Source organism: Mycolicibacterium celeriflavum (genome assembly GCF_010731795.1).
GTDB classification, from domain to species: domain Bacteria; phylum Actinomycetota; class Actinomycetes; order Mycobacteriales; family Mycobacteriaceae; genus Mycobacterium; species Mycobacterium celeriflavum.
Map to the genome: position 1 here is coordinate 4,126,348 of NZ_AP022591.1, position 25,602 is coordinate 4,151,949.

Consider the following 25,602-nt stretch of genomic DNA (forward strand, 5'->3'; position numbering starts at 1 on the left):
GGTGACCGAGCCCCGCCTCTCTCACCTCGACGAGTCGGGGGCCGCGCACATGGTCGACGTCACCGCCAAGGACGTCACCAAGCGCACGGCCGTCGCGGCGGGCACATTGCACACCACGGCCGACGTCGTGGCGATGATCGCCTCGGGCGGCCTGCCCAAGGGCGACGCGCTGGCCACCGCCCGGGTCGCGGGCATCCAGGCCGCCAAGCGCACCAGCGACCTCATCCCGCTGTGCCATCAGCTGGCGCTGACGGGCGTGGACGTCGACTTCGAGATCGGCGACGCCAGCCAGCCAGGAACCGTTGGCGTCACCGCGACCGTGCGCAGCACCGACCGCACCGGTGTCGAGATGGAGGCGCTGACCGCGGTGAGCGTGGCCGCGCTGACTCTTTACGACATGATCAAGGCCGTCGACCCGGCCGCCCGCATCGACGACATCCGGGTGCTGCGCAAAGAGGGCGGCAAGACCGGAACGTGGACACGATGAGGTCGGGTCGCGTCGTCATCGCCTCCACACGTGCCGCCGCCGGGGTGTACGAGGACCGCTGCGGGCCCATCGTCGTGGACTGGCTCACCGGCCGCGACATCGCCACGCCGGCGCCCGTCGTCGTAGCGGACGGCGCCGCCGTCGCCGAGGCGATCTCGGCAGCCGTCGGGGAGGGCGTCGACGTGGTGATCACCTCGGGCGGCACGGGCATCTCGCCGACCGACCGCACCGCCGAGGCCACCGCCGACATCGTCGACTATGAGATCCCCGGGCTGGCCGACGCGATCCGCCGCGCCGGCGAGGACAAGGTGCCGACATCGGTGCTGTCGCGCGGAGTGTGCGGAGCCAAGGGGCGCACGCTGATCGTGAACCTGCCCGGCTCGCCCGGCGGGGTCAAGGACGGTTTGGGTGTGCTGGACGGCGTCCTCGAGCATGCGCTGGATCAACTCGGCGGAAAGGACCACTCGCGATGACGGCCGTCGTGGTGCGCGCCGACCTGTCCGGGCAGCCGATCGAACCCGCCGAGTACGCGGCGCTGGTCGCCAACGCCTCGGCGGGAGCGGTGGTCAGCTTCGCCGGTGTGGTGCGGGACCACGACGGCGGCCGCTCGGTCGTCCGGCTGGAGTATTCGGCGCACCCCTCGGCGCCGCAGACCCTGGCCGACGTCGCCGCCGAGATCGCCGCCGACGCGACTGGCGTGCGGGCCATCGCCGTCAGCCATCGCATCGGAGTTCTCGAGATCGGAGACGCTGCGCTGGTGGCCGCGGTGGCGGCCGACCATCGTGCGGCTGCCTTCGAGACCTGCGCTCGCCTGGTCGACGTCGTCAAGGAGCGGCTGCCGGTGTGGAAGCACCAGTTCTTCGCCGACGGCTCCGACGAGTGGGTGAACTCCGCCTAAACCCGGGTTCAGGCAGTCGGAGCCGGGGCGGCCGGAAGGTTCGGCGGTGGGCCACCCGGTGCGTCCGGCGTGGTCAGCGGCCGCTGGGTCAGCGCCAGCAGGGCGTCCTTCCCGGTGACGTCCTGCGTCTGGATCGCGTGCCAGATCTCCTTGAGGTACGCGACGTTCGGGCTGTCGGTGGCAACCTGCGAACGGTCGACAGTCGTTCCCGGCGGCAGGTTCTGCGGGCTCGCGAGGTGCGGCACACCGCTGTCCGCCGCGAGTGGAGTGGCCGCTGGTGCATCCGGTGCGGGTGCCGGAGGAGCCGGCGGCGCCGCGGGCGCAGGCTGAAGCGGCCCGTCGGCGGGCAGCGACCACAGCTGCGGCTGCTCACCCGGCGCGACCGGAGCGGGCGGAGCGACATCCCAGTTGGCGACGGGCTGTGCTTCGATCGGCGGAGCCGGTGGCGGGGCGGGAGCCGGTGGCGGCGGTGGGGCGGGCGCGGGAGGCGGCGGTGGCGCTTCCGGCAGTGGGGCGGCCATGGCGTCGATCGGTGCAGACGCCGGCGGGGGCGGTGGCGCGGGCGCGGGCGGCGGCGGGGCCGGCGCGGGAGGCGGAGGCGGTGCTTGCGGTAGCGGGGCGGCCATCGCGTCAACCGGCGCAGGCGCGGGTGGTGGAGGCGGGGCCGGCGCGGGCGGCGGTGGTGGCACCGGCGCGGCCAGCGCGTCGAAGGGTGCGGGCGCAGGCGGCGGTGGCGGAGCGAACGGATTGATCGGCGGTGGCGGGGGCGGCAGCACGTTCTGCACCGCTTCCGCCGCGTCGTCGACGACGTTGCGCGGCGTGGCGCCCGACAGCGGACCACCGCACGACGGCCAGGCACCCTTGCCCTGGTTGGCGAGCACCCGCTCGGCGACGGCGATCTGCTCTTCCTTGGTGGCCAGGTGCGCTGCGGGTGCGTACTCTCCGCCGCCGTGGCCGCTCCAGGTGCTCGGCGAGAACTGAAGGCCGCCCTGATAACCGTTGCCGGTGTTGATGGCCCAGTTGCCGCCCGACTCGCAGCTGGCCACCTGGTCCCATTCGCCGTCGGTGGCGGCGTTGGCTTGCCCGGCGAGGGCGAGGCTTCCGGTTCCGAGAACTGCGCCGGTGAAGGCGACTTTCGCGACGCTTACAGCTGATGCAGTGGGCTTGCGATGCCGTCCACTCATGGGTGCGTTCGGTCCTCTCTTCGGCGCCCACGAGGTCAGCTGTCGGGTTCGGGCTGGAGAGGTATGCCCGGCCGTGTCGCACTGCGCGATCCGGCTTCACCCCAAGGAGCCGATGGCTCCAGGTCCGTCTTGACTCGGCGGACCGGTGGGTCCCCCGCCTCCATCCAAGTTGTTCGTCGGTATCCCGTGCACCAACGGATGGAGCTCGGCGCGGTTGGGCACGGCGGGCACGGTCGTTTTGAGGTCGACCGGCTTGGGACCGAACCGTAGCGGCTCGCTGTGGTCGCGTCATCTTTCGCCGGTAACGGCGTTTCCGCCGTCGGCAAATCTTAAAAATCCTCTAAATGCCCAGCAGTTTCCGGCGTTTCCGCAGGACCGAGACGAGCTCCACCTCGCCGTAGCCAGTCTGTGACCATTCCGTTATGTGACGGAAATCACCGTTAACCACCGGCGAAAGGGGGAAGAACATCGACGGTTTGAGCGTCGCTCAGCGCCGCGCTGTCATCGCGAACCGCGATGCCGTCGCACAGAAATGAGCAGCGTTTCAACACTTTCGCCTGATTCTCGTCGCGCTCGCCCAATCGCACGACCAGTTCGGCGAGCGTCGTTCCCGGCCGAAGCCGAACCGTCTCCTCATCGTTACCGGCCGCTGCCCGCGCGGCCGCAAAGTAGCGAACCGTCACCGCGATCGTGGCCGTCGTCGTCATCTCACCCAAAGTCATCCACCGATCGCGCTCATCGGACGATCGGGCTGAACGAAGTCGGGATCGTTGATGCCGTGTCCGGCCGCCTTTGCCCACATCGCGGTGCGCCACGCGGCTTCGACGGCGTCGTCGTCCGCGCCGGCGCGCATCAGGTCGCGCAGGTCGGTCTCCTGCTGGGCGAACAGGCAGTTGCGGACCTGGCCGTCGGCGGTGAGCCGGGTGCGGTCGCAGGCGGCGCAGAAGGCGTGGGAGACCGAGGCGATGATGCCGACCACGCCGCCGTCGTCGACCCGCCACAACTCGGCCGGCGCCGAACCCCGTGGCGCGCTGTCGGGGGTGAGGTGGAAATGCTGCTGCAAGGTGGCGAGCACCTCGTCGGCGCCGATCGCCTTGCCGCGCTGCCACTCGTGGCCCGCGTCCAGCGGCATCTGCTCGATGATGCGCAACTGGTAGCCGTGGTCCAGGCAGAACCGCAACAGCGCGACCGCATCGTCGAGGCCGGTGACCGGATCGAGAACCGCGTTGACCTTCACCGGGTCGAGACCCGCGGCCTTCGCCGCTCGCAGCCCGGCGAGCACATCGTCGAGTCGGTCGCGGCGGGTGATGGCGGCGAACCGCGCGGCGTCGACGGTGTCCAGTGAGACGTTGATGCGGTCGAGGCCGGCCCGCTTGAGCCGGTCGGCCCGGCTGGCCAGGCCGATCCCGTTGGTGGTCAACGTGATCTCCGGCCGCGGCCGCAGGGCAGCCGTCGCGGCGATGACGTCCTCGAGATGCCGGGACACCAGGGGCTCCCCGCCGGTGAAGCGGACGCTGGTGATGCCGAGTCGTGTGACGGCGATGCGCAGCAGGCGGGTCAGCTCGTCGGGCCGCAGCAGGCGCTCCACCGGGAGCCAGTCCAGGCCCTCGGCGGGCATGCAGTACGTGCAGCGCAGGTTGCACCGGTCGGTCAGTGACACCCGTAGATCCGTGGCGATGCGGCCGAACGTGTCGATGAGCGGGCCGTCGGCCGGCGCCGGTGTGGCCGGACCGACCGATGGGAGGCCGAGGCCGACGACCGTCATGCGAACGCCCGCTCCGGGTTGGCCACCGAGTCGACCGGCACGATGTCCTTGCCCAGTGGCATCAGCGATACCGGGATGAGCTTGAGGTTGGCCAGCGCGAGCGGGATGCCGATGATCGTGATCGCCATCGCCGCGGCGGTGATGACATGGCCTATCGCCAGCCAGATGCCGAACAGGATGATCCAGATGACGTTGCCGATCAGCGCGCCGGGCCGTGGTCCGGGTTTGTCGACGACGGTGTTGCCGAACGGCCACAGCGCGAAAACCGCGATGCGCAGTGCTGCGAACCCGAACGGAATCGTGATGATCAGCACGAAGCTGATCAGCGCGGCCAGCAGGTAGCCCAACGCCAACCACAGGCCGCCGAAGATCAACCAGATGACGTTCAGGATCAATCGCATAGCGGACGCTTCTTCTCCTTCAGCGGTGGCTCCAGCCTACCGATAAGGGGATGCTGGCGAGGTTGAGGTCAGAGTAGGATCGCAACTCGCGTCCCAGCGGGGCGCTTTCCTTATGTATCCCATGTTGACGTCAAGACAAGCGGGTGAGACCAGTGCCGACCGGCAGGGTTAAGTGGTACGACGCCGAAAAGGGCTTCGGCTTTCTGTCGCAGGAGGACGGTGAGGACGTCTACGTCCGGTCCTCGGCGTTGCCCGCTGGTGTCGAGACGCTCAAGGCGGGTCAGCGCGTGGAGTTCGGCATTGCCGCGGGGCGTCGCGGGCCGCAGGCGTTGACGCTGAAAGTCATCGATCCGCCGCCCAGCCTGTCGCGGACCCGTCGAGAGGCCGCGGCCGCCGAACGCAAGCACTCGCCCGACGAGTTGCACGGCATGATCGAGGACATGATCACGCTGCTCGAGAGCGCGGTGCAGCCGGAGCTGCGGAAGGGCCGCTATCCGGACCGCAAAGCCGCCCGCCGGGTGTCCGAGGTGGTGCGGGCGGTCGCGCGCGAGCTCGAGTCCTAGCTTCGTCGCGCCGAAACTGAACTTATGCGCGAAATTTCGATAATTTCTGCCGCATAACTTCAGTTTCGGCGGTCAGATGGGTGCGCCGGCGGCACGCAGAGCGGCGATGGTGCGCTTGACGATCGCATAGGACCGGTAGCGCAGCATCTCGGCGCTGACACGAATGATGCGCCAACCAAGCGCTTCCAGCTTGGCTTGACGCTCGATGTCGGCCGCTCTGATCGCGGGATCGGTCCAGTGTTGTTCGCCGTCGTACTCCACGCCGACCTTCCACTCCGGCCATCCCATGTCGATTCGGCCGACGTGCGCGCGGTAACCGTCGTAGACGTTGATCTGGGTGTGCGACGGCCGCAGCCCGGCATCGGTGAGAACCAGTCGGGTGCGGGTTTCCTGCGGAGACTCCGCGCCGGTGTCGGCGAGGTCGACCACGTCGCGCAATTGCACGATGCCCCGGGCGCCATGATGCCGCTCGATCAGTGCGTCGACGTCGGACAGCTTCAGCGCGGTGGCCTGTAACAGCGCGTCGACCCGGATAACGGCCAAGGTTCGCCCGTACCGGCGGCCGAGGTCAAACGCTGTGCGGGCGGCTGTCGTCACCGGGAAACCGCGGATGTTGCAGACTTCATCGGGCATCAGAGAGTCGTTGTGCAGCACGATCCCTCTCGTCTTGTGCTGGCTGCGCTGGTTGAGCTCGGCAGGCAACCGCTTGTCGATCCACTTCGCGCCGTGCAGCGCCGCCGCCGAGACACTGACGAGCGTCGCCCGGCGCTGCGACCACAACCACGCAGCGTGCGCTTTCTGCGGCGGGGTCAGCACCTGCCCTCGCGGCACATACACATTGCGGTGAACGGCCTCATAGCGCGTCATCAACTGGTAGCGGTTCAACAGGCCGGCGGCCAATGCCTCGCTACCCAAGAATGGCCAATCCACGGTCACTAGGACGGCGCCGCGGCCAGTTCGGTTCCGTCGCCGAAACTGAGCTTATGTGCGAGGTTTTGCCCTTTGAACGCGCATAAGTTCAGTTTCGCGGGGAAGAATCACCTGCATGGCATATGTCGCCGACAAGTCCGACTCAGGTGGCGAGTTCAACCGCGACACCAAATACATCTCGACCCGCATCACGGCCGACGGTCGCGACGGCTACCCCGTCGAGTCCGGCCGGTATCGGCTCGTCGTGGCGCGGGCCTGCCCGTGGGCCAACCGCACGATCATCGTCCGAAGGCTGCTCGGCCTGGAAGACGCCCTGTCCATTGGCTTTTGCGGCCCCACCCATGACGAGGACAGCTGGACGTTCGACCTCGATCCCGACGGCGTCGACCCGGTGCTGGGAATTCCCCAGCTCAAGGACGCCTACCTGAAGCGCTACCCCGACTACGACAAGGGCATCACGGTTCCCGCGATCGTCGACGTGCCCACCGGCGAGGTCGTCACGAACGACTTCCCGCAGATCACGCTGGACTTCTCCACCGAGTGGACGAAGTATCACCGCGACGGCGCACCCGACCTGTATCCCGACCGGCTGCGCGACGAGATCGACGAGGTGGCGCAGCGCGTCTACACCGAGGTCAACAACGGCGTGTACCGGTGCGGATTCGCCGGGTCTCAGGACGCCTACGAGAAGGCCTACGACAGGTTGTTCGCTGCGCTGGACTGGTTGTCCGACCGGCTGGCGAACCAGCGCTATCTGGTGGGCGAGACGATCACCGAGGCCGACGTGCGGTTGTTCACCACGTTGGCCCGCTTCGATCCCGTCTACCACGGGCACTTCAAGTGCAATCGCTGCAAGCTCGCCGAGCTGCCGGTGCTGTGGCCCTACGCCCGTGACTTGTTCCAGACGCCGGGATTCGGCGACACCATCGACTTCGTCCAGATCAAGCAGCACTACTACCTCGTGCATACCGACATCAACCCGACGCAGATCGTGCCGAAGGGACCGGACCTTTCCAACTGGCTCACGACGCACAGCCGGGAGACGTTGGGCGGCAAGCCTTTCGGCGACGGAACGCCGCCGGCGCCGCCGCGGCAGGGGGAGCGGGTTCCGCAGGCCCACTCGGCCTAGGACCACACCGTGCGCACCGACCACTCGGCGTGCGGGGCGGGTACCTCTTCACCGTCGACGCGGATCAGCGTCGGCAGCAGGACGGCGAAGCCGGTGAGCTTGCCGCGCCGCGGATCGACGGTGGGGATGGTCACCGCCAACCGCGTCTCGGGTCGGAACTCCTCGATGACGTCGCCACCCTCGTACTGGCGCAACAGCACCCACGGCGCCCGCGCGATCGCCGGCGGCACGGACAGCTGCACGGCATCGCGTTCGGTGACCGGCAGTTCGCCCTGCTCAGCGAAGACCGCGCACTTCGTGGGATTGAGCACCTCGCAGTATCGGTAGGGGCCGACGCGGACCAGGTGTCCGTGCGAAAAAGCGCTGATCTCAGGGTATTCCGGTGAGTCGTGATCGCTGAGCCGCCAGATGAGCACACCCGTACCCACCGACGCGAGAACCACCACCGCCGCGAGTGCGGCGAGCAAGCGTTTCACTCGTGCGCCACCGCCGCGGTGTCCGCGCGGCCGCCCTCCGGTTCGGCGAGCACCGGCCGGTTGCCGCCCAGGCCCGGGATCAGCGATTCGCCGCGGTAGCTGACCACGGTCTGCGCCAGGCCGAGAATCAGCACCGAGGTGATCGCGGTGAAGCCCACCCACAGTTCGGTGTAGACCAGCACGCCGACGGCACCGCCGGCGACCCAAGCCAATTGCAGCACCGACTCCGACCGGCCGAAGGCGGACGCGCGCGACTCCTCGGGCAGGTCGTCCTGCAGCGAGGCATCCAGCGACGCCTTGGCTATCGCGCTCGCCCCCGAGGTGAGCAAGGTGGCGATCGCGGCGACCAGCAGGTCGCCGGTCAGCGCGGCGGCCAGCGCGGCCAGCGTGACGACCACCGTGCAGCGCACCACGACCTGCGCCGGACGGCCGAGCTTCAGGCGCGCGCCGGTGAAGTTGCCCGCGAAGTTGCCGATGGCCGCGGCCGCGCCGATCATGCCGAGTATGCGCAGCTGCTCCCAGCCGCTGGCGTCGTGAGATTTGGCCACAAAGGCCGGATAGAGGAACAAAAAGCCGACCATCACCTTGATGGTGCAGTTGCCCCACAGCGCGGTGATGGTGTTGCGGCCCAACGGCTGCCGCGCCGGCTGCGCCGGCGGCGGTTGTTCGAGATGGCGCCGCAGTTCGCCCGTGCGACCGTGGTAGCTCAGCGTCGCGGGAACCTCACCCTCGGTGACCTCCACCCACTTCGGGATCCGCATCGCCAGCGCCGCACCGGCCACCGACACGGCGACGATCACGTACAGCGCACCGGGTAGCTGGACCAGGTTGAACAGGTACTCCGCGCCCGCGGCGACCGCGCCCCCCACCAAGGTGCCGCCGAGCAGACCGAACGTCGTCAACCGCGAGTTCACCCGCACCAGGTCGATGCTCGGCGGCAGTACGCGCGGGGTCACCGCGCTGCGCAACACGCTGAATGACTTGGACAGCACCATCATTCCCAGCGCACAGGGGTAGAGCACCCATGACGGGAAGTTGCCGGTGGCGCTGTCGTAGTTGGCGATCAACACCACGGCCAGCACCGTGCGCAGCGCGAACGACGTGGCCAGCGCGACGCGGCGACCGTGCTGCAGCCGGTCCAGGGCGGGTCCGATCAGCGGCGCGATGACGGCGAACGGCGCAATGGTGATCAGCAGGTACAGCGCGACTTTGCTCTTGCTCTCCCCGGCGGCCGCGGCGAAGAACAGCGTGTTCGCCAGTGCGACGGCCATCGCGGCGTCGACGGCGAAGTTCGCGACCGTCGGCCATGTCAGCGCGGTGAGCCCGGACTTGTCGGCGCCGTCGGCGGTGGCGGCCCGGTGCACCAGGCCGTACATCCTGGAGCCCATCTCGCGGCTGCGCTGCGCGGCCGCCCTTGTGACGGTGACCCTTTCGCCGGCCGCGCTGCCCACGCTGTGCGGCGGAGGCGCAGAACTGAACTCGCGGGTCGGCTCGTCGAGCGGCGGTAGCCAGCGGTTGGCGCTGGGGGTCGGCCCACTCCGCCGGGGACGACGATAGCTCCCGTCGCTCGGGTAGTTCGCCATCCCGGGATGTTCGTCATCGTCGGGCGGGCGCGGAGGGTAATAGCGAGGGTCGCGCCGGCCCGGGGAGTCTCGTGGGTCACGACGCGGTCCGGTCACGAGGACGATTCTCCACCATCGAAGCGGCCACGGGTGTGCAGCCAACCGGTGTGGCTACCGGTTCGCCGGTCAGGCACTATTGAGGGCGATGGACAGCGTGACCGAATCCGCCGAGCACGGCGCCGACGCTTCCGGTGAGAACGCCGCCGGGCGTCCGGACCTGGAGGCGGTACTCCTGGGCGCCGTTGACGACGCGCGCGAGGCGATCGTCGAGTTCAGCGGCGAGGACACCGTCGGTGAATATCTGGGAGCGAGCTTCGACGACCCCACCGCGGCCACGCACCGGTTCCTCGCGGCCATGCCGGGTTACCGCGGCTGGCAGTGGGCCGTGGTCGTCGCGGCGTGGCCGGGCGCCGACCACGCCACGATCAGCGAGGTCGTGCTGGTGCCCGGACCGACGGCGTTGCTGGCGCCCAAGTGGGTGCCCTGGCAGGAGCGCGTCCGGCCGGGCGATCTGGGTCCGGGTGACCTCCTGGCTCCGTCCGCAGACGACCCCCGCCTGGTTCCCGGCTACGTGGCCACCGGCGACCCGGAGGTCGACGAGGTCGCCGCCGAAGTGGGTCTGGGCCGTCGCCAGGTGCTCAGCCGGTGGGGCCGGATGGACGCGGCGCAACGGTGGCACGACGGTGAATTCGGCCCCGGTTCACCGATGGCGCGTTCGACGCGGCGCGTGTGCCGCGACTGCGGGTTCTATCTGCCGCTCACCGGGTCGCTGGGCACGATGTTCGGCGTCTGCGCGAACGAGCTTTCCGCGGACGGTCACGTGGTCGATGCCGAATACGGTTGCGGCGCACACTCGGACACCCCGCAGCCGGCGGGTGGCGGGTCTCCGCTGTATGACCCGTACGACGACGGCGTGCTGGACCTGACCGAGCCGGCCGATTAGCGTTCGGCCGCGGCCTTGATCCGCGCGAGTGACTCGTTCATGCCCTCGACGAGCTCACGCTCGAAGCTGGGCACACCGCCCATCAACGCGTTGACCGTCATGTTGGAGATCGGTTTCACCCCATTTTCGGCGTGCCGCGTTTCCACCAGCCGGGTGCCGGTCTCGGTGGGTTCGAGCTCGTAGCTCCACACTGTGCCGTTCTGATCCACCCGGAACGCGAGCTTCTTCTCCGGAATCAACTCGGTGATCTGGCTTGTGGTGGGCCACACCAGGAACTTGCGCCGATTGAGATTGATCGTCTTCGCCCCCGGCCGCAGTGGGCCGAACGTTTTCATCATTCGGCACTGCGGGCTCCACCGCGGCATGTTCTTGAGGTCCGAGATCAGTTCCCAGACCTTCGCCACCGGGGCGTTGATCGTGGTTTCGGCTTGCAACAGCGGCGCTGCCATCGTGTTCTCCTGTCTTGTCTTCAGCTCAGTCCGCTTTGCGCCCCGCGCGACCCGTGGCGCGCCGCGCGGCGTTGCCACAGCCAGATCGCGGTGCCAAGCGCGCCGACACCCAGGCCGGCCACCGTGTAAGGCCGCCACTCGTGTAGACCGGTCACCGTGAACGCCAGGATCGCAGCGACGACCCAACCGGCCGCGATCGCGACGATGACCGGCAATGGCCGCAACAGGATGTCGGGCAGAGGGGGCGGATGCGGGGTCATCGCTATGAAACCTAGCCGATCGCGCTCGACTCGTCGGTCAGACGGCCCGGATTGCGGACGTCGGTGAGCGTCAACGTAATCGACGTCGCCGATCCGTCCGACCCGCGGCTGGACGACTTCCGCGACCTCAACAGCGTCGACCGCAGACCCGACCTGCCCACCGGCAAGGGTCTGGTGATCGCCGAGGGCGTGCTGGTGGTGCAGCGCATGCTGGCGTCGCGGTTCACCGCCCGCGCGATGATGGGCACCGACCGCCGCCTGCAGGAACTCGCGGCGGACCTGCCCGGGGTGTCGGCGCCCTATTACCGGGTGCAGGCCGACGTGATGGCCGAGGTGGTCGGCTTTCACCTCAATCGCGGCGTGCTGGCCTCGGCGTCGCGGCCGCGCGAGCTGTCGGTCTCCGAGGTGCTGGACGGAGCCGCGGGGCCGGCGACATCGGGCAGCGGCGCCCGCACCGTCGCGGTCCTCGAAGGGGTCAACGACCACGAGAACCTCGGCTCGATCTTCCGCAACGCGGCGGGCCTGTGCGTGGACGCGGTCGTATTCGGCACCGGATGCGCCGATCCGCTGTACCGGCGCGCCGTGCGGGTGTCGATGGGCCATGCCCTGCTGGTGCCGTACGCGTGGGCGCAGTCGTGGCCGGCGGACCTCGAGCAATTGCGCGACAACGGGTTTCGGTTGCTGGCGATGACCCCTGCGCCGACGGCGCGCACGCTGGCCGACGCCATGTCGGCCGTCGTCGACGACAAGGTGGCGATCATGGTCGGCGCCGAAGGGCCGGGACTGACCGAGCGGACGATGCGCGCGGCGGATCTGCGGGTGCGCGTCCCGATGTCGCGGGGTACCGACTCGCTGAACGTCGCAACCGCCGCAGCGCTGGCGTTCTACGAGCGGATTAGATTGGCGACATGACCGACGACTCGACGCCGTGGGCGATGGGGTTGACGGTGGCGGCGTTCGTCGCCGCGGTCACCGCGGCCGCGATCGTCGTGCTCAGTATCGGGCTGCTGCGGGTTCATTCGCTGTTGGCGCTCGGGCTCAACCTGGTCGCGGTCGGCGGTCTGGCCCCGACGGTGTGGGGGTGGCGCAACCGGCCGGTGTGGCGGTGGTTCGCGCTGGGCTCCGGTGTCGGTGTGGCGATCGCATGGGTGGTCGTGCTGGCGATAGCCGTTGGCGGATAAGCCGACTTCAGTCTTGGGGTACTAGGCCGATCGGCCCAATCAACTTCGAAATACCGGTCATATCGACGCACGCTACGACGTCAACGACAGTTCAGATCAACAGTTTGTGCGGGCGCTCGAGCTGACGCCAAGCAGCTCGCCCTCTTCATACGCGGGCGCTGGGGCCTCACTCTTGCGGTCTGGCAGTGGCTTCCTCGCAGAAAGCCGCCTCGATGCGGTCGCGGACCGTCGTACCGAGAACCTCGCTTAGTGCGATGAGCGTAGATAAACCGTGGCTTTGCCGGCTTCTGATCGATTCCTTACGCGAACGGGCCGAGCAGCTCGGTCGGAACCACCCGGACGCGGTACGGCCGGGTGGCCTCGAGCGGTTCGCCGCCCTCAACAGACGTCGACTCTCGGTACTTGCCGTCGACAAGCTGGTAGACGGTCAACCGCGGCTCGTCCGGCTCGATGATCCAATAGTCGGGGACTCCCAGCCGTTCATAGACGGCCTTCTTGGTGTTGAGGTCGATCAATGCCGTGCTGGGCGAAAGGATTTCGACAACCAAGACGGGTGGAGCCGGGAGGTCTTTCGCGGTGAAGTCGCCCAGTCGGCCGACGAGAACGTCGGGCTGCAGTTCGATGAAGTCGCCCTGGTGCACGGCAAAGGGCGCACCGATGACAGCGAGTTCGGACGGACATGCGGCATCGAGCACGCCGAACAGGCGATACGCGATCGTCTGATGTCGCGTACCCGGCGCGGGGCTCACGATCAGCACGCCGTCGATGAGTTCATAGCGGCGACCGTCATCGGGCATCGTCTCCAGATCACTCACGGTGAGAGGCCCGGAGCCTGTTGCGGTCATGCTGCTCATAGTGCGCCTCCCGGTCAACTCCTGCATAGGGTTAGACGCGGTCGGAAGGGTGGTGGTTCCGCCGGGTAAAGCCCTAGCGCTGGCCGCCCGAGCGCACGCCCAGCAGCACGTCCTCCCACGCGGGCACCGGCGGCTTCGCCTTGCCCCTGCGGGCCTTCGGCTGCTGGGGCGCGACGGCCTCGGACGCCGCTTGGGGCTCGCTGGCTTGCAGCGGTGGGTCGATCGGCAGCGTCGGCTCCTCGACCCGGACCTCCGGCTCGCGCAGCGCTGCCACGGGACGCAGCGGACGCGCGAAGTTCGGGTCGATCAGCTCGCTCGCCGCGTCGTCGAACGCCGTCGCGGTGCCGCCGTGCGCGCCGGGGGTGTAGCGGAAGTGTGCGACGTTGTCGGACATCCCCGCTTTCCACGCCAACTGCACCGTCCAGCGGCCGTCCTCGTTGCGCCACGCGTCCCAGGAGGGGGCGTCGGGGTCCAGACCGCGCGCGATCAACGCCGTCGTGACCGTTTCCAGCAGTGTCAGCACGGACGGGCCGTCGGGGAGGACCGGATGGGCGGCCGTTGCCAGTTCCGCCGCCCGGGAGCGCTCGAGCAACACCGGATAGGCAAACCGCTCTACCCGTGCCACGTCGACGCCCGATGCCTCCGCGACCTGCGCGACGGATGCACCCGCCCTGATCCTGGCCTGAATCTCTTTGGGGTGCAGCACGTTTTGCACCTCGGTCTCGTCTCGTGTCTGGCTCGGGCCCACTTGGTCGCCACGAACCGCGGCCCGCAAACGTTCGTCGGGTCGCAGCATGAACTTGTCGCCGGAGTCGGCGGCCTCGCAGATGATTCGTTTGCCGTCAACGTCGAGTCCGACGACTTTGAGTTCCCGCATGGCGACCTCCTCCGGGCTAGCGCCAAGCCCGTTCACCCGGACAGTACTGCGTTATCCGCTCGTTACCTGGTAGGACACGCCAGCTAAAGGCGCTCGACGCCTGTTGGTCGCGGCTAAAGCCGCTCCACGCCTGTTGGTCGCGGCTAAAGCCGCTCCACGCCTGTTGGTCGCGGCTAAAGCCGCTCCACCACCCAGTCGATGCACGCGGTGAGCGCGCTGACGTCGTCGGGGTCGACGGCCGGGAACATCCCGACCCGCAACTGGTTGCGGCCGAGCTTGCGGTACGGCTCGGTGTCGACGATGTCGTTCGCCCGCAGCGTCTTGGCAACGGCGCCGGCATCGACGTCGTCGCTGAAGTCCACGGTGCCGACGACCTGTGAGCGCAACTCCGGATCGGTGACGAACGGCGTCGCGAACGGTGCCGCCTCCGCCCAGCCGTACAGCCGCTGCGACGAGTCCGCGGTGCGCTTGACCGCCCAGTCCAGGCCGCCGTTGGCCAGCATCCAGTCCAACTGCTCGGCAAACAGCAGCAGCGTGCCGATGGCCGGGGTGTTGTAGGTCTGGTTCTTGCTGCTGTTGTCGATCGCGATCGGCAGCGAAAGGAACTCCGGCACCCAGCGGCCCGAGCCCGCGATCGCCTCCACCCGCGCGAGGGCGGCCGGCGACAGGATCGCCACCCACAGCCCGCCGTCACTGGCGAAGTTCTTCTGCGGCGCGAAGTAGTAGACGTCGGATTCGGCGATGTCGACGGGCAGGCCGCCGGCCGCGGACGTGGCGTCGATCGCGACCAGGGCATCACCGGATCCGTCCGGACGTTGTACGGGTACGGCGACGCCCGTCGACGTCTCGTTGTGCGCCCAGCCGATCAGGTCGACCGACGGGTCTGACTGCGGCTTGGGCGCGCTGCCGGGGTCGGCCTTGATGACGACCGGGTCACCGACGAACGGGTTCTTGGCCACCGCCGAGGCGAATTTCGAGCTGAATTCGCCGTAGGTCAGGTGCAGTGAACGTTTGTCGATGAGACCGAACGCTGCCGCGTCCCAGAATGCGGTGGTGCCGCCGTTGCCGAGGATCACCTCGTAGCCCTCGGGCAGCGAGAACAGCTGACGCAGCCCGTCGCGCACCCGGCCCACCAGGTTCTTGACCGGCGCTTGGCGATGCGACGTGCCGAACAGATCGCCGGCGGCGGCGAGCGCGGCCAACTGTTCCGGCCGGACCTTGGAGGGCCCGCAGCCGAAGCGGCCGTCGCGCGGTTTGAGGTCGGCGGGGATCGTCAGGTCGGCCATGCGGTCAACGATAGTGACCGGGCTTGCGCACCGGCCGCGGGGAGGGTCGGGCAGAAAATCTCGGCAATGTGGGTAAACGGCCGATATAGAGACCTCGCTGTGTCCATACTGTGACCAGTCGGGGACTGCAGCTCGAGCCCAGGGGGGCACGTGATGAGTCTTGCGAGAACTTCGACGTTGACAACGCTCTGCGCGGCGGCGGTGACGCTCTTCAGCCCGCTGCTCGCGGTTCCCGCCCACGCCGACGAGGGCGGCGCGTTGCTGAACCAGATCAACGCCACGCGCGCGGCGAACGGCTGTGGTCCCGTCGCGGCCAACCCGCAGCTCTCCGCGGCCGCTTCGCGCCAGGCCAACGACATGCTGGCCAACGGCGTTGTCAACCACACCGGCTCGGACGGTTCCTCCGTCGTCAAGCGCATCACCGACGCCGGCTACACGTCCTACTCCAACGTCGGCGAAATCATCTTCTGGAGCACCGGCGTGGGAAATGTCCCGCCTGCGGCGGTCAACTGGTGGATGAACAGCCCTGGCCACCGCGCGATCATCACCGACTGCGGCATGACCGAGGCCGGGTTCTCCGTGCTTCGCAACGGCAACAGGGCCGCCGCGGTCGGGGAGTTCGGGCGGAAATAGCCACGCGCCTGTACTTGGGCACCTGGCGCCACCTGTGACGCCTGTCACACCCGAGTCTGTTCGCGCCGGTGTGACACATCGCGCGAAGGGGTATGTTCAGTAGGCGATACCTGCGGTACCGTTGCTGGACATTAAAGCCGCAGATGTAAACCTCAGTGGGGAGGTCTGAAGATGGCCCGGACTCGAATGGTCAGGCGTTGGCGTCGCAACATGGAAATAGGCGACGGCCGAGAAGACCGGGACTATGTCGACATGCTCACCACCCTGTCCGAGGGGTCGGTGCGGCGCAACTTCAATCCGTACACCGACATCGACTGGGATTCGCCGGAGTTCGCGGTCGTGCCGAACGACCCGCGCTGGGTTCTACCGGCGACCGATCCGCTGGGCCGCCATCCGTGGTACCAGGCCCAGCCGCTCGAGCGGCAGATCGAGATCGGCATGTGGCGTCAGGCCAACGTCGCCAAAGTCGGTCTGCATTTCGAGTCGATCCTCATCCGTGGCCTGATGGAGTACTCGTTCTGGACGCCGAACGGTTCACCGGAGTACCGGTACTGCCTGCACGAGGCGGTCGAAGAGTGCAACCACACGTTGATGTTCCAGGAGATGGTCAACCGCATCGGGGCCGACGTTCCCGGTATGCCGCGACTGCTGAAGTGGATTCAGCCGTTGATCCCGCTGGTGGCTGGGCCGTTACCAATCCCGTTCTGGTTCGGCATCCTCGCCGGTGAAGAGCCGATCGACCACACGCAGAAGAACGTGCTGCGCGAGGGCAAGGCGCTGCATCCGATCATGGAGCGGGTAATGGCCATTCACGTGGCCGAGGAAGCCCGCCACATCTCGTTCGCCCACGAGTACCTGCGCAAGCGGCTTCCGCACCTGCCGCGGCGCAAGCGGTTCTGGTTGTCGATCTTCGTCCCGCTGACCATGCGGATCCTGTGTTCGGCGATCATCGTCCCGCCGAGGACGTTCTGGAAGGAATTCGACATCCCGCGCTCGGTGCGCAAGGAGATCTTCTTCCGCTCGCCCGAGTCCAAGCAGATGCTGCGCGACATGTTCGGCGACGTCCGGATGCTGTGCCACGACACCGGCCTGATCAACCCGATCGCCAAGCTCATGTGGCGGATCTGCAAGATCGACGGAAAGCCGAGTCGGTACCGCAGCGAGCCGGCGCGCCAGCACGTGGTCGCCGCCTAGGGGGCTATGTGCCGCATGTGATCACCCAGTCGTGTTGCAGCGACGGGTCCTGTGTCTACGCGTGTCCGGTGAACTGCATCCACCCGACGCCCGACGAGCCGGGCTTCGCCACCGCCGAGATGCTCTACATCGACCCGGTCGCGTGCGTCGACTGCGGCGCGTGCGTTTCGGCCTGCCCGGTCGGGGCCATTGCGCCCGACACCCGGCTGGAGCCCAAGCAGCTGCCGTTCGTCGAGCTGAATGCGGCGTTCTACCCCGAGCGCGAGGGCAAGCTGCCGCCGACGTCGAAGCTGGCGCCGGTCATCGAGGCACCGGTGGTGTACCCGCGGCCCACCGGACCGCTCACCGTGGCGATCGTCGGTTCTGGACCGGCGGCGATGTATGCCGCCGACGAGTTGCTCACCCAGAAGGGCGTGCGGGTCAACGTCTTCGAACGGCTGCCCACGCCCTACGGCCTGGTGCGTGCGGGTGTCGCTCCCGATCATCAGAGCACCAAGGGCGTCACCGCGTTGTTCGACAGAGTCACGCGCGACCCCGGCTTCACGTTCTATCTCAATGTCGAGGTCGGCTCGGACGTGACGCACGACGAGTTGCTCGCGCACCATCACGCCGTGCTGTACGCGGTCGGCGCCCCCAACGATCGCCGCCTCGACATCGAGGGCATGGGCCTGCCGGGTACCGGCACCGCCACGGAATTCGTGGCCTGGTACAACGGCCATCCCGAATTCACCGAACTGCCAGTCGATCTCAGCTCCGAACGAGTCGTCATCGTCGGAAACGGCAACGTCGCACTCGACGTCGCGCGCATCCTGACCACCGACCCCGACACGCTGGCGCGCACCGACATCTCCGATCACGCGCTCGCCGCGCTGCGCAACTCCAACGTGACCGAAGTGGTGATCGCCGCCCGGCGCGGACCCGCAGACTCGGCGTTCACGCTGCCGGAGTTGATCGGGTTGACGTCGACGAGCGAGGTGGTCCTCTCCGCCGCCGACCATGAGCTGGTCGTCCGCGACCTCGCCACCGCGCAGGATTCGCTGACGCGCAACAAGCTGGAGCTCTTGAGCAAGCTCGGCGACGCTTCGGCGCCGGTGACGCGGCCCCGCATCCGGCTGGCGTATCGACTGACGCCGAAACGGGTCATCGGCGGTGTCCGCGCCGAAGCGATGGAGTTCACGGTCACCGGCACCGACGAGGTGCGCCGGCTGGACACCGGGCTGGTGTTGATTTCGATCGGCTACCGCGGCAGGCCGGTTCGCGGGCTTCCGTTCGACGAAACCGCGGCGGTGGTGCCCAACGACGGCGGTCGTGTGTTCGACCCGCAGACGGGTGCACCGGTCATCGGCAGCTACGTCGCGGGCTGGATCAAGCGCGGGCCGACCGGGTTCATCGGCACCAACAAGTCCTGCGCTTCGGAGACGGTGCACAACCTCGTCGCCGACTACAACGACGGCCTGCTGCGCGACCCCGACAGGGATCGAGCCAAGCCGGCCGCGCTCGAGAAACTCGTGCGCAGCCGGCGGCCCGACCTGGTCGACGCCCGGGGGTGGAAGGCGATCGACGCCACCGAGATCGCTCGCGGCGGAGATGACCGGCCTCGCGTCAAGCTCACCACCGTCGCCGACATGCTCGCCGCGGCGGCAGCCGCGCCGGCACCGCCGCTCGGCCGGCGTCTGCTCGCCGGACTACGCCGGTAGACGGCAGGTAGGCGCTCGCGCTACTGGTGCTGCTTGACCGCCTTGTCGATCTCCTCCTGACTGACCTCGCGCACCGGCTGGCCCATCGACCACACATGTCCGAAGGGGTCACGCAGCTCGCCGTAGCGGTCGCCCCAGAACATGTCGTCGAGCGGCATCACGACCGTCGCGCCCGCGTCGACGGCCTTCTGGAACTTGGCGTCCACGTCGTTGACCGTCAAGTGGATGGTCACCGGTGAGCCGCCGAGCGCTTCCGGCGTCACCGACTTGCCGTCGTTCATCTCGGGGAAATCGTCGTTGAGCATCACCAGCTTGCCGTTGATCCGCAGCGCGGCGTGAAACAACCGCTTGCCGTCAGGGCCCGGGACACGGCCGAGTTCCTCGGCGTCGAAGGCTTTGACATAGAAGTCGATCGCCGCGGCACCGTCGCTGACCGTGAGCATGGGGGATACGTCGGGCTGAACCTCGATGGCCATTTTCGGAAGTTCCTTTCGATTCTCGGTCATCCCCGCAGGGGGCTTTCAGTACCGACCGCTCGATTGCGCTCAATTCATCGGCACGCGGCCATGCAACCACGAGCCACCGACAGCAAGCGGTGCCTCAGACGACCGAGAACGACACCGGCAGCGCGTCGCGGCCAGTGAGTGCCATCAGCACCGTGTCGCCGTCCTGCCCGGCCGCGATGCGCGCTGCCAGGACCAGCGCCTCCTCGAGCACCGCGGGAGGCAAGGCGAACGAAATGCCAAGAGCACGGGTGATATCCAAGCTGTGCACCGCCAGCTCGAACGTCCGCGTCGGCAGGTAGGCCTGCAGCCGGATGCCCAGCCCGCCGAGCACGGTGATCAGCGGATCGTCGACGGCATTGAGTCGGGCAAGTGCGCGCGACACCAGCGCATCGACGGCACCGGCCGGATCGTCACCGAGATCCCGGCCCGCCTCCCTGCCGCGCTCGGCGACCTCGGCGGGGTCCATGCCCAGCGCGGCCGGGTTCACTCGCGCGTAGTACTCCTGCGGTGTGGCGATGTCCTCGCGCTCCGCGGGGTTCTCGAGGTAACTGATCACCGTGGTCAGCGACCGCGACGTGTGACCGACCAGCGAGCGCAGGTCCCACTCGCCGAGGCCGGGCCCGGACCATGCGTCGGAGGGGATCCGCCGGACCAGCCGCGCGAAACTGTCCGCCGCCGAGGGGAACGCCGTCGTCACGGCCGGACGACTCGGTCCCAACCCTCGACCGACCCCGGGCTGCGCGGCGCCGGTCCGACGTAGATCGCCGAAGGGCGCACCAGCTTGCCGAGCCGCTTCTGCTCGAGGATGTGCGCACACCAGCCGGCGGTGCGGCCGCAGGTGAACATCGCGGGCATCATCCTTGTCGGCACCTGCGCGAAGTCGAGGATCACGGCTGCCCAGAACTCGACGTTGGTCTCGATGGCCCGGTCGGGTCGCCGCTCCCGCAGCTCGCTCAGCGCGGCCTGCTCGAGTGCTGCGGCCACCTCATAGCGTGGCGCCTCCAACCGCTTGGCGGTCGCGCGCAGAACCCGGGCCCGCGGGTCCTCGGCTCGGTACACCCGGTGCCCGAAGCCCATCAGCTTCTCGTTGCGGTCGAGGATGCCCTTGACGACCGCGCGGGCATCTCCGGTCTGCTCGACCTCCTCGATCATCGGGATCACGCGCGCCGGGGCGCCGCCGTGCAGCGGTCCGCTCATTGCGCCGATCGCACCCGAGAGAGCGGCCGCGACGTCGGCCCCGGTCGACGCGATCACGCGGGCGGTGAACGTGGACGCGTTCATCCCGTGCTCGGCCGCGCTCACCCAATACGCGTCGATGGCCTCGACGTGCCGGGGATCCGGCTCTCCGTGCCAGCGGGTCATGAATCGCTCTGTGACCGTTGAGCATTCGTCGATGGTGCGTTGCGGGACGGCGGGTTGGTGGATTCCGCGGGCGGATTGCGCGACGTAGGACAGCGCCATCACCGACGCGCGGGCGAGGTGACCGCGGGCGGTCGCATCGTCGATGTCGAGCAGCGGGGGATAGCCCCAGATCGGGGCCAGCATCGCCAGACCCGCCTGCACGTCCACGCGGACGTCGCCGCTGTGGATGGGCAGCGGAAACGGTTCGGCGGGCCGCAGGCCGTCGCCGAATTTCCCGTCGACGAGCAGCGCCCACACGTCGCCGAAGGTCACCTTCTGGTTGACCAGGTCCTCGATGTCGACGCCGCGGTACCGGAGCGCGCCGCCGTCCTTGTCGGGTTCGGCGATCTCGGAGGTGAAGGCGACGACGCCTTCGAGGCCGGGTACGAAGTCTTCAGGCACCGCACTCATGGCCAGATTCTCGCACTCGCCTTTCGGGTGGTATCCACCGGTTGATCGGACACCGCCGGACAGCCTGGGCGTAGCGTTGTCGCGTGACGGCGGTAGGCCCGGAAAACCCAGAGCACTTGGCGAGGATGCGGGTGGAATACGGCTCAGCGGAGAAGGACGGCAGTCCGGACCTCGATGTCGACTGGCTGGCTGACGGCTGGGTTGCCTTGCTGCTCAACTGGTTAGCCGAAGCCGAACGCGCGGGCGTCGCAGAACCGAATGCGATGGTGTTGGGCACCGTCGATACGCAGGGCAGACCCGTCACGCGCTCGGTGTTGTGCAAGAGCGTGACCGAGGCCGGCATCACCTTCTACACCAACTACGACTCCGACAAGGGCGCGCAGTTGGCTGCCACGCCGTACGCGTCGGCCACCTTTCCCTGGTACCTGCTGGGTCGCCAGGTCCACGTCCGCGGACCGGTGACGAAGGTGTCCGCGGAGGAGACCGCCGACTACTGGTCCAAGCGGCCGCGGGGATCCCAACTCGGTGCGTGGGCGTCGTACCAATCGAAGCCGATCGCCTCGCGTGCGGCGCTGCTGCAGCAGCTCGCCGACGTGGCAAAGCGGTTCGCCGCATACGACGCTGTTCCGGTGCCGCCGAACTGGGGCGGCTACCTGATCGCCCCCGAAGTCGTGGAGTTCTGGCAGGGCCGAGAGGATCGGATACACAACAGGATTCGGGTCCAAGGCGATCGCGTCGAACGGTTACAGCCGTAGCGCCGATAGCCCGCACTTCTTCGCTACTGCGTGGCGTATCGAGCAAACCGTGACGTCGTCCATCTTTCGAAGAAGTTAGGTTCTTAGCTCACTCATATGTTCGGACGTTAAGATTCCCTTCGTGTCTGGCGGTAGGGTGGCGCAGGCTGCGGGCTTGCGCGAGCGCAAGAAGCAGCGCACCCGGGCGACCCTCATCGACGCGGCCGTGGAGCTCTGCAACGGACAGGGATTCGACGACACCACCGTCGAACAGATCGCCGCGATCGCCGACGTCTCGCCGCGCACCTTCAGCCGGTACTTCCCCACCAAGGACGCCATCGCGCTGGCGTTGGTCGACGAGATCATCGACCAGACCGCCGTTGAGCTGGCACGCCAACCCGCCGACCTGAACCACTTCGAGGCGATCATGCGCGCCTATGTCGCGATGGCCGAGGCGACCAGAAACGGGCGAGCCGGGGAGCTGACCGCCGAGCGGGTGCTGTGCATCACCCGGATCGTGTTGTCGTCGTCGACGCTTCGGCAGGTCAGCATCGAGTTCCGCGGCAACTCGATCGAGGTCGCGTTGGCCGAGCGGATGGGCGTCACCCTGGACGACCGCCGAGTCCGCTTGATATCCGCCACATGGGGTGCGGTGATCATGACCGCGCTCAACGCCGCCATGCAGGTCAACGCGGACCCGTCGCAGCTGTCGATAGACGACCTGATCGAGCAGCTGGAAGCGGTGTTCGCGGAGTTCGCCGACCTGATGGGAAACCTGCGGCAGGTCGTGTGAGCAACTGACCGCCCCCGGCGGGGCACGCCCGCCGGAATGGGACTACCTTTTGTAGAGCAATGTTCGATTACTCCCAGCAGCGACGAAGGGATCCTCGTGGCCGATAACGCGAAGAGTGGGGAAGGGCAAGCCACCCTCTCGTACCCCGGTGGCACGCTCGACCTTGACATCGTTTCCGCCTCCGAAGGCGCCGATGGCATCGCGCTGGGTTCACTGCTGGCCAAGACCGGTTACACCACGTTCGACGAGGGCTTCGTCAACACCGCTTCGACCAAGAGCGCGATCTGTTATATCGACGGCGACGCCGGCATCCTGCGCTACCGCGGCTATCCGATCGAGCAGCTCGCGGAGAAGTCGAATTTCATCGAGGTCAGCTACTTGCTGATCTACGGCGAGCTGCCCAGCAAGGAGCAGTTGGCGGAGTTCACCACCCGGATTCAGCGGCACACCTTGCTGCACGAGGACCTGAAGCGGTTCTTCGACGGCTTCCCGGCCAACGCGCACCCGATGCCGGTGCTGTCGAGCGCGGTCAACGCGCTGTCGACGTACTACGAGGACTCGCTCGACCCGTTCGACGACAACCAGGTCGAGCTGTCGACGATCCGGTTGCTGGCAAAGCTCCCGACCATCGCGGCGTACGCCTATAAGAAGTCGGCCGGCCAGCCGTTCCTGTATCCGGACAACTCGCTGACGCTGGTCGAGAACTTCCTGCGGATGACGTTCGGTTTCCCGGCCGAGCCCTACGAGGTCGATCCGGAGATCGTCCGAGCGCTGGACATGTTGTTCATCCTGCACGCCGACCACGAGCAGAACTGCTCGACGTCGACGGTGCGGTTGGTCGGCTCGTCGCAGGCCAATCTGTTCACCTCTATCTCCGGCGGCATCAACGCGCTGTGGGGTCCGCTGCACGGCGGGGCGAACCAAGCGGTTCTGGAGATGCTGGAGAAGATCCGGCAGGCCGACTTCGACGTTCACGAGTTCATCAAGAAGGTCAAGAACCGCGAGGACGGCGTGAAGCTGATGGGCTTCGGCCACCGGGTCTACAAGAACTACGACCCGCGCGCCCGCATCGTCAAGGAGCAGGCCGACAAGATCCTCGGCAAGCTCGGCGGCGACGACGAGATGCTGGACATCGCCCGGACTCTCGAGGAAGCGGCGCTCACCGACGACTTCTTCATCGAGCGCAAGCTCTACCCGAACGTCGACTTCTACACCGGCGTGATCTACCGGGCGATGGGCTTCCCGACGCGGATGTTCACCGTGCTGTTCGCGCTCGGCCGGCTCCCCGGGTGGATCGCACACTGGCGTGAGATGCACGACGAGGGCAGCGGCAAGATCGGCCGTCCGCGCCAGATCTACACCGGCTACACCGAACGCGACTACAAGGACGTCAACAGCCGCTAGCCGGTTCTCTTCTGCCGCGAGCGACCGTGTTTGTACACCGACACGCCGACATTGTGAGTGCAAGAGCGGTCGCTCGCGGAGAATGAGCGACCCCTCGATGAGCGCTCGGCGTAAGGCCATCATTCTGGTGACCTGCTGCCTGAGCCTGCTGATCGTGTCGATGGACGCGACGATCGTCAACGTCGCGATTCCCAACATCCGCGCTGATCTGCACGCGACGGGCTCCCAACTGCAGTGGGTGATCGATATCTACACCCTGGTGTTGGCCTCACTGCTGCTACTGTCGGGCGCGGCCGCCGACCGGTTCGGTCGCCGTGGCACGTTTCAACTGGGGCTCCTGGTGTTCGCGGTCGCGTCGCTGCTGTGCAGCCTGGCGCCGAACGTCGAGACCCTGATCGCCGCGCGACTCTTACAGGCGATCGGCGGGTCGATGATGAACCCCGTTGCGATGTCGATCATCACCCAGGTGTTCACGGGCCGGGTGGAACGAGCCCGCGCCATCGGCGTGTGGGGCGGCGTCGTCGGCATCTCGATGGCCGCGGGGCCGATCGTCGGCGGGGCGCTGATCGAGTTGATCAACTGGCGTGCGGTGTTCTGGATCAACTTGCCGATCTGTGCGCTGGCGATCCTGCTGACCGCTCTCTTTGTGCCGGAGTCCAAGTCGGCGACGATGCGCGACGTCGACCCGGTCGGGCAGGGGCTCGGAATGGCGTTTCTGTTCGGCGTCGTCTTCATGCTCATCGAGGGTCCGGTCATGGGTTGGACCGACCCGCGAACCGTCGCTGTCGGGTTGGTCGCGGCGGTGGCGTTGGTCGCCTTCCTCGCCTACGAGGCTCGCCGGCGCGACCCGTTCATCGACCTGAGGTTCTTCCGCAGCATCCCGTTCGCGTCGGCGACGATGATCGCGGTGTGCGCGTTCGCCTCGTGGGGCGCCTTCCTGTTCATGATGTCGCTGTACCTGCAGGACGAGCGCGGCTTCTCGGCGATGCACACCGGGCTGATCTATCTTCCGATAGCCATTGGCGCGCTGGTGTTCTCGCCGTTGTCGGGACGGATGGTGGGCCGCTTCGGAGCGCGGCCGTCGCTGTTGATCGCGGGCACGCTGATCACGGCGGCGACGTTGGTGCTGGCCGAGCTGTCGGCGACGACACCGGTGTGGGAGCTGCTCGTCGTGTTCGCTGTCTTCGGTATCGGCTTCTCGATGGTCAACGCGCCGGTGACCAACGCAGCGGTCAGCGGCATGCCGACCGACCGGGCGGGCGCCGCGTCGGCGATCGCTTCGACCAGCAGGCAGGTCGGCGTGAGTATCGGTGTGGCGCTGTGCGGTTCGGTCGCCGGTGGCGCACTGGCGGCGACGGGCACGGACTTCGCGGTGACCGCCCGACCGCTGTGGCTGATCTGCGCCGCACTCGGGGTGGTGATCATCGTGCTCGGCTTCTACTCGACCTCGGCGAAGGCGTTGCGCTCGGCCGACCGACTCGCTCCGCTGGTGGCCGCCGATGTCAGGTAACCGGTTGACCTTCC

30 protein-coding genes and 1 riboswitch are annotated in these 25,602 nt (G+C 67.8%); of the genes, 15 read left to right on the top strand and 15 right to left on the bottom strand.

Annotated elements, in window-relative coordinates:
- Window position 1 precedes the first annotated feature (1 nt).
- The 3 genes from moaC to G6N18_RS20080 are packed head-to-tail and all read left to right on the top strand — an operon-like array spanning window position 2 to window position 1,385.
- Window positions 2-487, top strand: coding sequence for a cyclic pyranopterin monophosphate synthase MoaC (gene moaC, locus G6N18_RS20070; RefSeq protein WP_083005474.1), 486 nt, complete (start codon window positions 2-4; stop codon window positions 485-487).
- Window positions 484-960, top strand: coding sequence for a MogA/MoaB family molybdenum cofactor biosynthesis protein (locus G6N18_RS20075; protein WP_083005594.1), 477 nt, complete (start codon window positions 484-486; stop codon window positions 958-960). The genes moaC and G6N18_RS20075 overlap by 4 nt, the downstream gene beginning before the upstream one ends.
- Window positions 957-1,385, top strand: a complete 429-nt coding sequence (locus G6N18_RS20080) for a molybdenum cofactor biosynthesis protein MoaE (RefSeq protein ID WP_083005477.1) — start codon at window positions 957-959, stop codon at window positions 1,383-1,385. Before G6N18_RS20075 ends, G6N18_RS20080 begins: the two co-directional genes overlap by 4 nt.
- Window positions 1,386-1,393: 8 nt before the next feature.
- On the opposite strand, the gene G6N18_RS20085 is transcribed toward G6N18_RS20080, so the two are convergent.
- From G6N18_RS20085 to G6N18_RS20100, 4 genes are all read right to left on the bottom strand, one after another.
- The gene (locus G6N18_RS20085) at window positions 1,394-2,569 is read right to left on the bottom strand and encodes a transglycosylase family protein (protein ID WP_163689926.1); all 1,176 of its coding nucleotides are present in this window, start codon (window positions 2,567-2,569) and stop codon (window positions 1,394-1,396) included.
- A gap of 9 nt (window positions 2,570-2,578) precedes the next feature.
- A riboswitch (cyclic di-AMP (ydaO/yuaA leader) is annotated at window positions 2,579-2,758 on the bottom strand.
- 251 nt (window positions 2,759-3,009) lie between these two features.
- Window positions 3,010-3,291, bottom strand: a complete 282-nt coding sequence (locus tag G6N18_RS20090; protein ID WP_083005484.1) for a MoaD/ThiS family protein — start codon at window positions 3,289-3,291, stop codon at window positions 3,010-3,012.
- Entirely contained in the window at window positions 3,288-4,334 is a 1,047-nt protein-coding gene (moaA, locus tag G6N18_RS20095; RefSeq protein ID WP_083005487.1) for a GTP 3',8-cyclase MoaA, read from the bottom strand. The genes G6N18_RS20090 and moaA overlap by 4 nt, the downstream gene beginning before the upstream one ends.
- Complete coding sequence (locus G6N18_RS20100) at window positions 4,331-4,735, bottom strand: YccF domain-containing protein (protein ID WP_083005491.1); 405 nt, start codon at window positions 4,733-4,735, stop codon at window positions 4,331-4,333. Before G6N18_RS20100 ends, moaA begins: the two co-directional genes overlap by 4 nt.
- Before the next feature lie 152 nt (window positions 4,736-4,887).
- On the opposite strand from G6N18_RS20100, the gene G6N18_RS24745 reads away from it, so the two are divergent.
- Window positions 4,888-5,298, top strand: coding sequence for a cold-shock protein (locus G6N18_RS24745; protein ID WP_083005495.1), 411 nt, complete (start codon window positions 4,888-4,890; stop codon window positions 5,296-5,298).
- 72 nt (window positions 5,299-5,370) lie between these two features.
- Here the strand turns inward: G6N18_RS24745 and G6N18_RS20110 are convergent, their stop codons facing one another.
- Window positions 5,371-6,165: an endonuclease domain-containing protein gene (locus tag G6N18_RS20110; protein ID WP_109749548.1), complete on the bottom strand. Its 795-nt coding sequence runs from the start codon at window positions 6,163-6,165 to the stop codon at window positions 5,371-5,373.
- Between the two features lie 178 nt (window positions 6,166-6,343).
- Between G6N18_RS20110 and G6N18_RS20115 the strand changes: the two genes are divergently transcribed.
- A complete protein-coding gene (locus G6N18_RS20115; RefSeq protein ID WP_083005498.1) occupies window positions 6,344-7,357 on the top strand; it encodes a glutathione S-transferase family protein in 1,014 nt (337 codons plus the stop codon).
- On the opposite strand, the gene G6N18_RS20120 is transcribed toward G6N18_RS20115, so the two are convergent.
- Both G6N18_RS20120 and G6N18_RS20125 read right to left on the bottom strand, forming a co-directional pair.
- Entirely contained in the window at window positions 7,354-7,833 is a 480-nt protein-coding gene (locus G6N18_RS20120; RefSeq protein ID WP_083005502.1) for a DUF2771 domain-containing protein, read from the bottom strand. The genes G6N18_RS20115 and G6N18_RS20120 overlap by 4 nt on opposite strands.
- Window positions 7,830-9,416 carry an MFS transporter gene (locus tag G6N18_RS20125; protein WP_083005506.1) on the bottom strand — a complete coding sequence of 529 codons (1,587 nt, stop codon included), beginning with the start codon at window positions 9,414-9,416 and terminating at the stop codon, window positions 7,830-7,832. Before G6N18_RS20125 ends, G6N18_RS20120 begins: the two co-directional genes overlap by 4 nt.
- Window positions 9,417-9,600: 184 nt before the next feature.
- Here G6N18_RS20125 and G6N18_RS20130 point away from each other — a divergent pair, with 184 nt between their 5' ends.
- The gene (locus tag G6N18_RS20130; RefSeq protein WP_083005509.1) at window positions 9,601-10,398 is read left to right on the top strand and encodes a DUF3027 domain-containing protein; all 798 of its coding nucleotides are present in this window, start codon (window positions 9,601-9,603) and stop codon (window positions 10,396-10,398) included.
- Here G6N18_RS20130 and G6N18_RS20135 read toward each other — a convergent pair.
- The gene (locus G6N18_RS20135; RefSeq protein ID WP_083005513.1) at window positions 10,395-10,847 is read right to left on the bottom strand and encodes an SRPBCC family protein; all 453 of its coding nucleotides are present in this window, start codon (window positions 10,845-10,847) and stop codon (window positions 10,395-10,397) included. The two genes, G6N18_RS20130 and G6N18_RS20135, sit on opposite strands and share 4 nt — an antisense overlap.
- Window positions 10,848-10,867: 20 nt before the next feature.
- Window positions 10,868-11,107: a DUF2530 domain-containing protein gene (locus G6N18_RS20140; protein WP_083005516.1), complete on the bottom strand. Its 240-nt coding sequence runs from the start codon at window positions 11,105-11,107 to the stop codon at window positions 10,868-10,870.
- A gap of 63 nt (window positions 11,108-11,170) precedes the next feature.
- Here G6N18_RS20140 and G6N18_RS20145 point away from each other — a divergent pair, with 63 nt between their 5' ends.
- Window positions 11,171-12,019: a TrmH family RNA methyltransferase gene (locus G6N18_RS20145; RefSeq protein WP_083005519.1), complete on the top strand. Its 849-nt coding sequence runs from the start codon at window positions 11,171-11,173 to the stop codon at window positions 12,017-12,019.
- Window positions 12,016-12,288: a DUF2537 domain-containing protein gene (locus G6N18_RS20150; RefSeq protein WP_083005522.1), complete on the top strand. Its 273-nt coding sequence runs from the start codon at window positions 12,016-12,018 to the stop codon at window positions 12,286-12,288. The genes G6N18_RS20145 and G6N18_RS20150 overlap by 4 nt, the downstream gene beginning before the upstream one ends.
- 299 nt (window positions 12,289-12,587) lie before the next feature.
- On the opposite strand, the gene G6N18_RS20155 is transcribed toward G6N18_RS20150, so the two are convergent.
- The 3 genes from G6N18_RS20155 to serC all read right to left on the bottom strand — a co-directional run bounded on the left by G6N18_RS20155 (window position 12,588) and on the right by serC (window position 15,305).
- The gene (locus G6N18_RS20155; RefSeq protein WP_234806228.1) at window positions 12,588-13,133 is read right to left on the bottom strand and encodes a Uma2 family endonuclease; all 546 of its coding nucleotides are present in this window, start codon (window positions 13,131-13,133) and stop codon (window positions 12,588-12,590) included.
- Between the two features lie 82 nt (window positions 13,134-13,215).
- On the bottom strand, window positions 13,216-14,019 hold the full coding sequence (sepH, locus tag G6N18_RS20160) for a septation protein SepH (protein WP_083005529.1): 804 nt from the start codon (window positions 14,017-14,019) through the stop codon (window positions 13,216-13,218).
- A gap of 173 nt (window positions 14,020-14,192) precedes the next feature.
- Window positions 14,193-15,305: a phosphoserine transaminase gene (gene serC, locus G6N18_RS20165; protein ID WP_083005535.1), complete on the bottom strand. Its 1,113-nt coding sequence runs from the start codon at window positions 15,303-15,305 to the stop codon at window positions 14,193-14,195.
- A 153-nt stretch (window positions 15,306-15,458) separates the two neighbouring features.
- Here serC and G6N18_RS20170 point away from each other — a divergent pair, with 153 nt between their 5' ends.
- From G6N18_RS20170 to G6N18_RS20180, 3 genes are all read left to right on the top strand, one after another.
- On the top strand, window positions 15,459-15,938 hold the full coding sequence (locus G6N18_RS20170) for a CAP domain-containing protein (RefSeq protein ID WP_083005539.1): 480 nt from the start codon (window positions 15,459-15,461) through the stop codon (window positions 15,936-15,938).
- A 171-nt stretch (window positions 15,939-16,109) separates the two neighbouring features.
- Window positions 16,110-17,132: an AurF N-oxygenase family protein gene (locus G6N18_RS20175; RefSeq protein WP_083005543.1), complete on the top strand. Its 1,023-nt coding sequence runs from the start codon at window positions 16,110-16,112 to the stop codon at window positions 17,130-17,132.
- Between the two features lie 8 nt (window positions 17,133-17,140).
- Complete coding sequence (locus G6N18_RS20180; protein WP_083005546.1) at window positions 17,141-18,829, top strand: FAD-dependent oxidoreductase; 1,689 nt, start codon at window positions 17,141-17,143, stop codon at window positions 18,827-18,829.
- 20 nt (window positions 18,830-18,849) lie between these two features.
- Here the strand turns inward: G6N18_RS20180 and G6N18_RS20185 are convergent, their stop codons facing one another.
- The 3 genes from G6N18_RS20185 to G6N18_RS20195 all read right to left on the bottom strand — a co-directional run bounded on the left by G6N18_RS20185 (window position 18,850) and on the right by G6N18_RS20195 (window position 21,147).
- Window positions 18,850-19,305, bottom strand: coding sequence for a VOC family protein (locus tag G6N18_RS20185; protein WP_083005600.1), 456 nt, complete (start codon window positions 19,303-19,305; stop codon window positions 18,850-18,852).
- Between the two features lie 124 nt (window positions 19,306-19,429).
- Window positions 19,430-20,032, bottom strand: coding sequence for a maleylpyruvate isomerase family mycothiol-dependent enzyme (locus tag G6N18_RS20190; RefSeq protein ID WP_109749545.1), 603 nt, complete (start codon window positions 20,030-20,032; stop codon window positions 19,430-19,432).
- The gene (locus G6N18_RS20195) at window positions 20,029-21,147 is read right to left on the bottom strand and encodes a citrate synthase 2 (RefSeq protein WP_067218545.1); all 1,119 of its coding nucleotides are present in this window, start codon (window positions 21,145-21,147) and stop codon (window positions 20,029-20,031) included. The genes G6N18_RS20190 and G6N18_RS20195 overlap by 4 nt, the downstream gene beginning before the upstream one ends.
- Before the next feature lie 125 nt (window positions 21,148-21,272).
- Between G6N18_RS20195 and pdxH the strand changes: the two genes are divergently transcribed.
- The 4 genes from pdxH (at window position 21,273) to G6N18_RS20215 (ending at window position 25,588) form a co-directional block, all read left to right on the top strand.
- On the top strand, window positions 21,273-21,902 hold the full coding sequence (pdxH, locus tag G6N18_RS20200; RefSeq protein ID WP_067218541.1) for a pyridoxamine 5'-phosphate oxidase: 630 nt from the start codon (window positions 21,273-21,275) through the stop codon (window positions 21,900-21,902).
- Between the two features lie 121 nt (window positions 21,903-22,023).
- A complete protein-coding gene (locus tag G6N18_RS20205; RefSeq protein WP_234806229.1) occupies window positions 22,024-22,674 on the top strand; it encodes a TetR family transcriptional regulator in 651 nt (216 codons plus the stop codon).
- A 96-nt stretch (window positions 22,675-22,770) separates the two neighbouring features.
- Window positions 22,771-24,078 carry a citrate synthase gene (locus G6N18_RS20210; protein WP_082949257.1) on the top strand — a complete coding sequence of 436 codons (1,308 nt, stop codon included), beginning with the start codon at window positions 22,771-22,773 and terminating at the stop codon, window positions 24,076-24,078.
- 97 nt (window positions 24,079-24,175) lie between these two features.
- Window positions 24,176-25,588, top strand: a complete 1,413-nt coding sequence (locus G6N18_RS20215; protein WP_407663532.1) for an MFS transporter — start codon at window positions 24,176-24,178, stop codon at window positions 25,586-25,588.
- Window positions 25,589-25,602 lie beyond the last annotated feature (14 nt).

What these genes read in the sequence shown, in the direction of transcription:
- G6N18_RS20140 (WP_083005516.1), bottom strand. Translation starts at nt 11,107, where the DNA reads ATGACCCCGCATCCGCCCCCTCTGCCCGACATCCTGTTGCGGCCATTG.
- G6N18_RS20195 (WP_067218545.1), bottom strand. Translation starts at nt 21,147, where the DNA reads ATGAGTGCGGTGCCTGAAGACTTCGTACCCGGCCTCGAAGGCGTCGTC.
- G6N18_RS20085 (WP_163689926.1), bottom strand. Translation starts at nt 2,569, where the DNA reads ATGAGTGGACGGCATCGCAAGCCCACTGCATCAGCTGTAAGCGTCGCG.
- G6N18_RS20090 (WP_083005484.1), bottom strand. Translation starts at nt 3,291, where the DNA reads ATGACTTTGGGTGAGATGACGACGACGGCCACGATCGCGGTGACGGTT.
- G6N18_RS20100 (WP_083005491.1), bottom strand. Translation starts at nt 4,735, where the DNA reads ATGCGATTGATCCTGAACGTCATCTGGTTGATCTTCGGCGGCCTGTGG.
- moaA (WP_083005487.1), bottom strand. Translation starts at nt 4,334, where the DNA reads ATGACGGTCGTCGGCCTCGGCCTCCCATCGGTCGGTCCGGCCACACCG.
- G6N18_RS20175 (WP_083005543.1), top strand. Translation starts at nt 16,110, where the DNA reads ATGGCCCGGACTCGAATGGTCAGGCGTTGGCGTCGCAACATGGAAATA.
- G6N18_RS20135 (WP_083005513.1), bottom strand. Translation starts at nt 10,847, where the DNA reads ATGGCAGCGCCGCTGTTGCAAGCCGAAACCACGATCAACGCCCCGGTG.
- G6N18_RS20215 (WP_407663532.1), top strand. Translation starts at nt 24,176, where the DNA reads ATGAGCGCTCGGCGTAAGGCCATCATTCTGGTGACCTGCTGCCTGAGC.
- G6N18_RS20150 (WP_083005522.1), top strand. Translation starts at nt 12,016, where the DNA reads ATGACCGACGACTCGACGCCGTGGGCGATGGGGTTGACGGTGGCGGCG.
- G6N18_RS20075 (WP_083005594.1), top strand. Translation starts at nt 484, where the DNA reads ATGAGGTCGGGTCGCGTCGTCATCGCCTCCACACGTGCCGCCGCCGGG.
- pdxH (WP_067218541.1), top strand. Translation starts at nt 21,273, where the DNA reads ATGCGGGTGGAATACGGCTCAGCGGAGAAGGACGGCAGTCCGGACCTC.
- G6N18_RS20130 (WP_083005509.1), top strand. Translation starts at nt 9,601, where the DNA reads ATGGACAGCGTGACCGAATCCGCCGAGCACGGCGCCGACGCTTCCGGT.
- G6N18_RS20185 (WP_083005600.1), bottom strand. Translation starts at nt 19,305, where the DNA reads ATGGCCATCGAGGTTCAGCCCGACGTATCCCCCATGCTCACGGTCAGC.
- G6N18_RS20170 (WP_083005539.1), top strand. Translation starts at nt 15,459, where the DNA reads ATGAGTCTTGCGAGAACTTCGACGTTGACAACGCTCTGCGCGGCGGCG.
- sepH (WP_083005529.1), bottom strand. Translation starts at nt 14,019, where the DNA reads ATGCGGGAACTCAAAGTCGTCGGACTCGACGTTGACGGCAAACGAATC.
- G6N18_RS20110 (WP_109749548.1), bottom strand. Translation starts at nt 6,165, where the DNA reads ATGACGCGCTATGAGGCCGTTCACCGCAATGTGTATGTGCCGCGAGGG.
- G6N18_RS20115 (WP_083005498.1), top strand. Translation starts at nt 6,344, where the DNA reads ATGGCATATGTCGCCGACAAGTCCGACTCAGGTGGCGAGTTCAACCGC.
- G6N18_RS20080 (WP_083005477.1), top strand. Translation starts at nt 957, where the DNA reads ATGACGGCCGTCGTGGTGCGCGCCGACCTGTCCGGGCAGCCGATCGAA.
- serC (WP_083005535.1), bottom strand. Translation starts at nt 15,305, where the DNA reads ATGGCCGACCTGACGATCCCCGCCGACCTCAAACCGCGCGACGGCCGC.
- G6N18_RS20125 (WP_083005506.1), bottom strand. Translation starts at nt 9,416, where the DNA reads ATGGCGAACTACCCGAGCGACGGGAGCTATCGTCGTCCCCGGCGGAGT.
- G6N18_RS20155 (WP_234806228.1), bottom strand. Translation starts at nt 13,133, where the DNA reads ATGACCGCAACAGGCTCCGGGCCTCTCACCGTGAGTGATCTGGAGACG.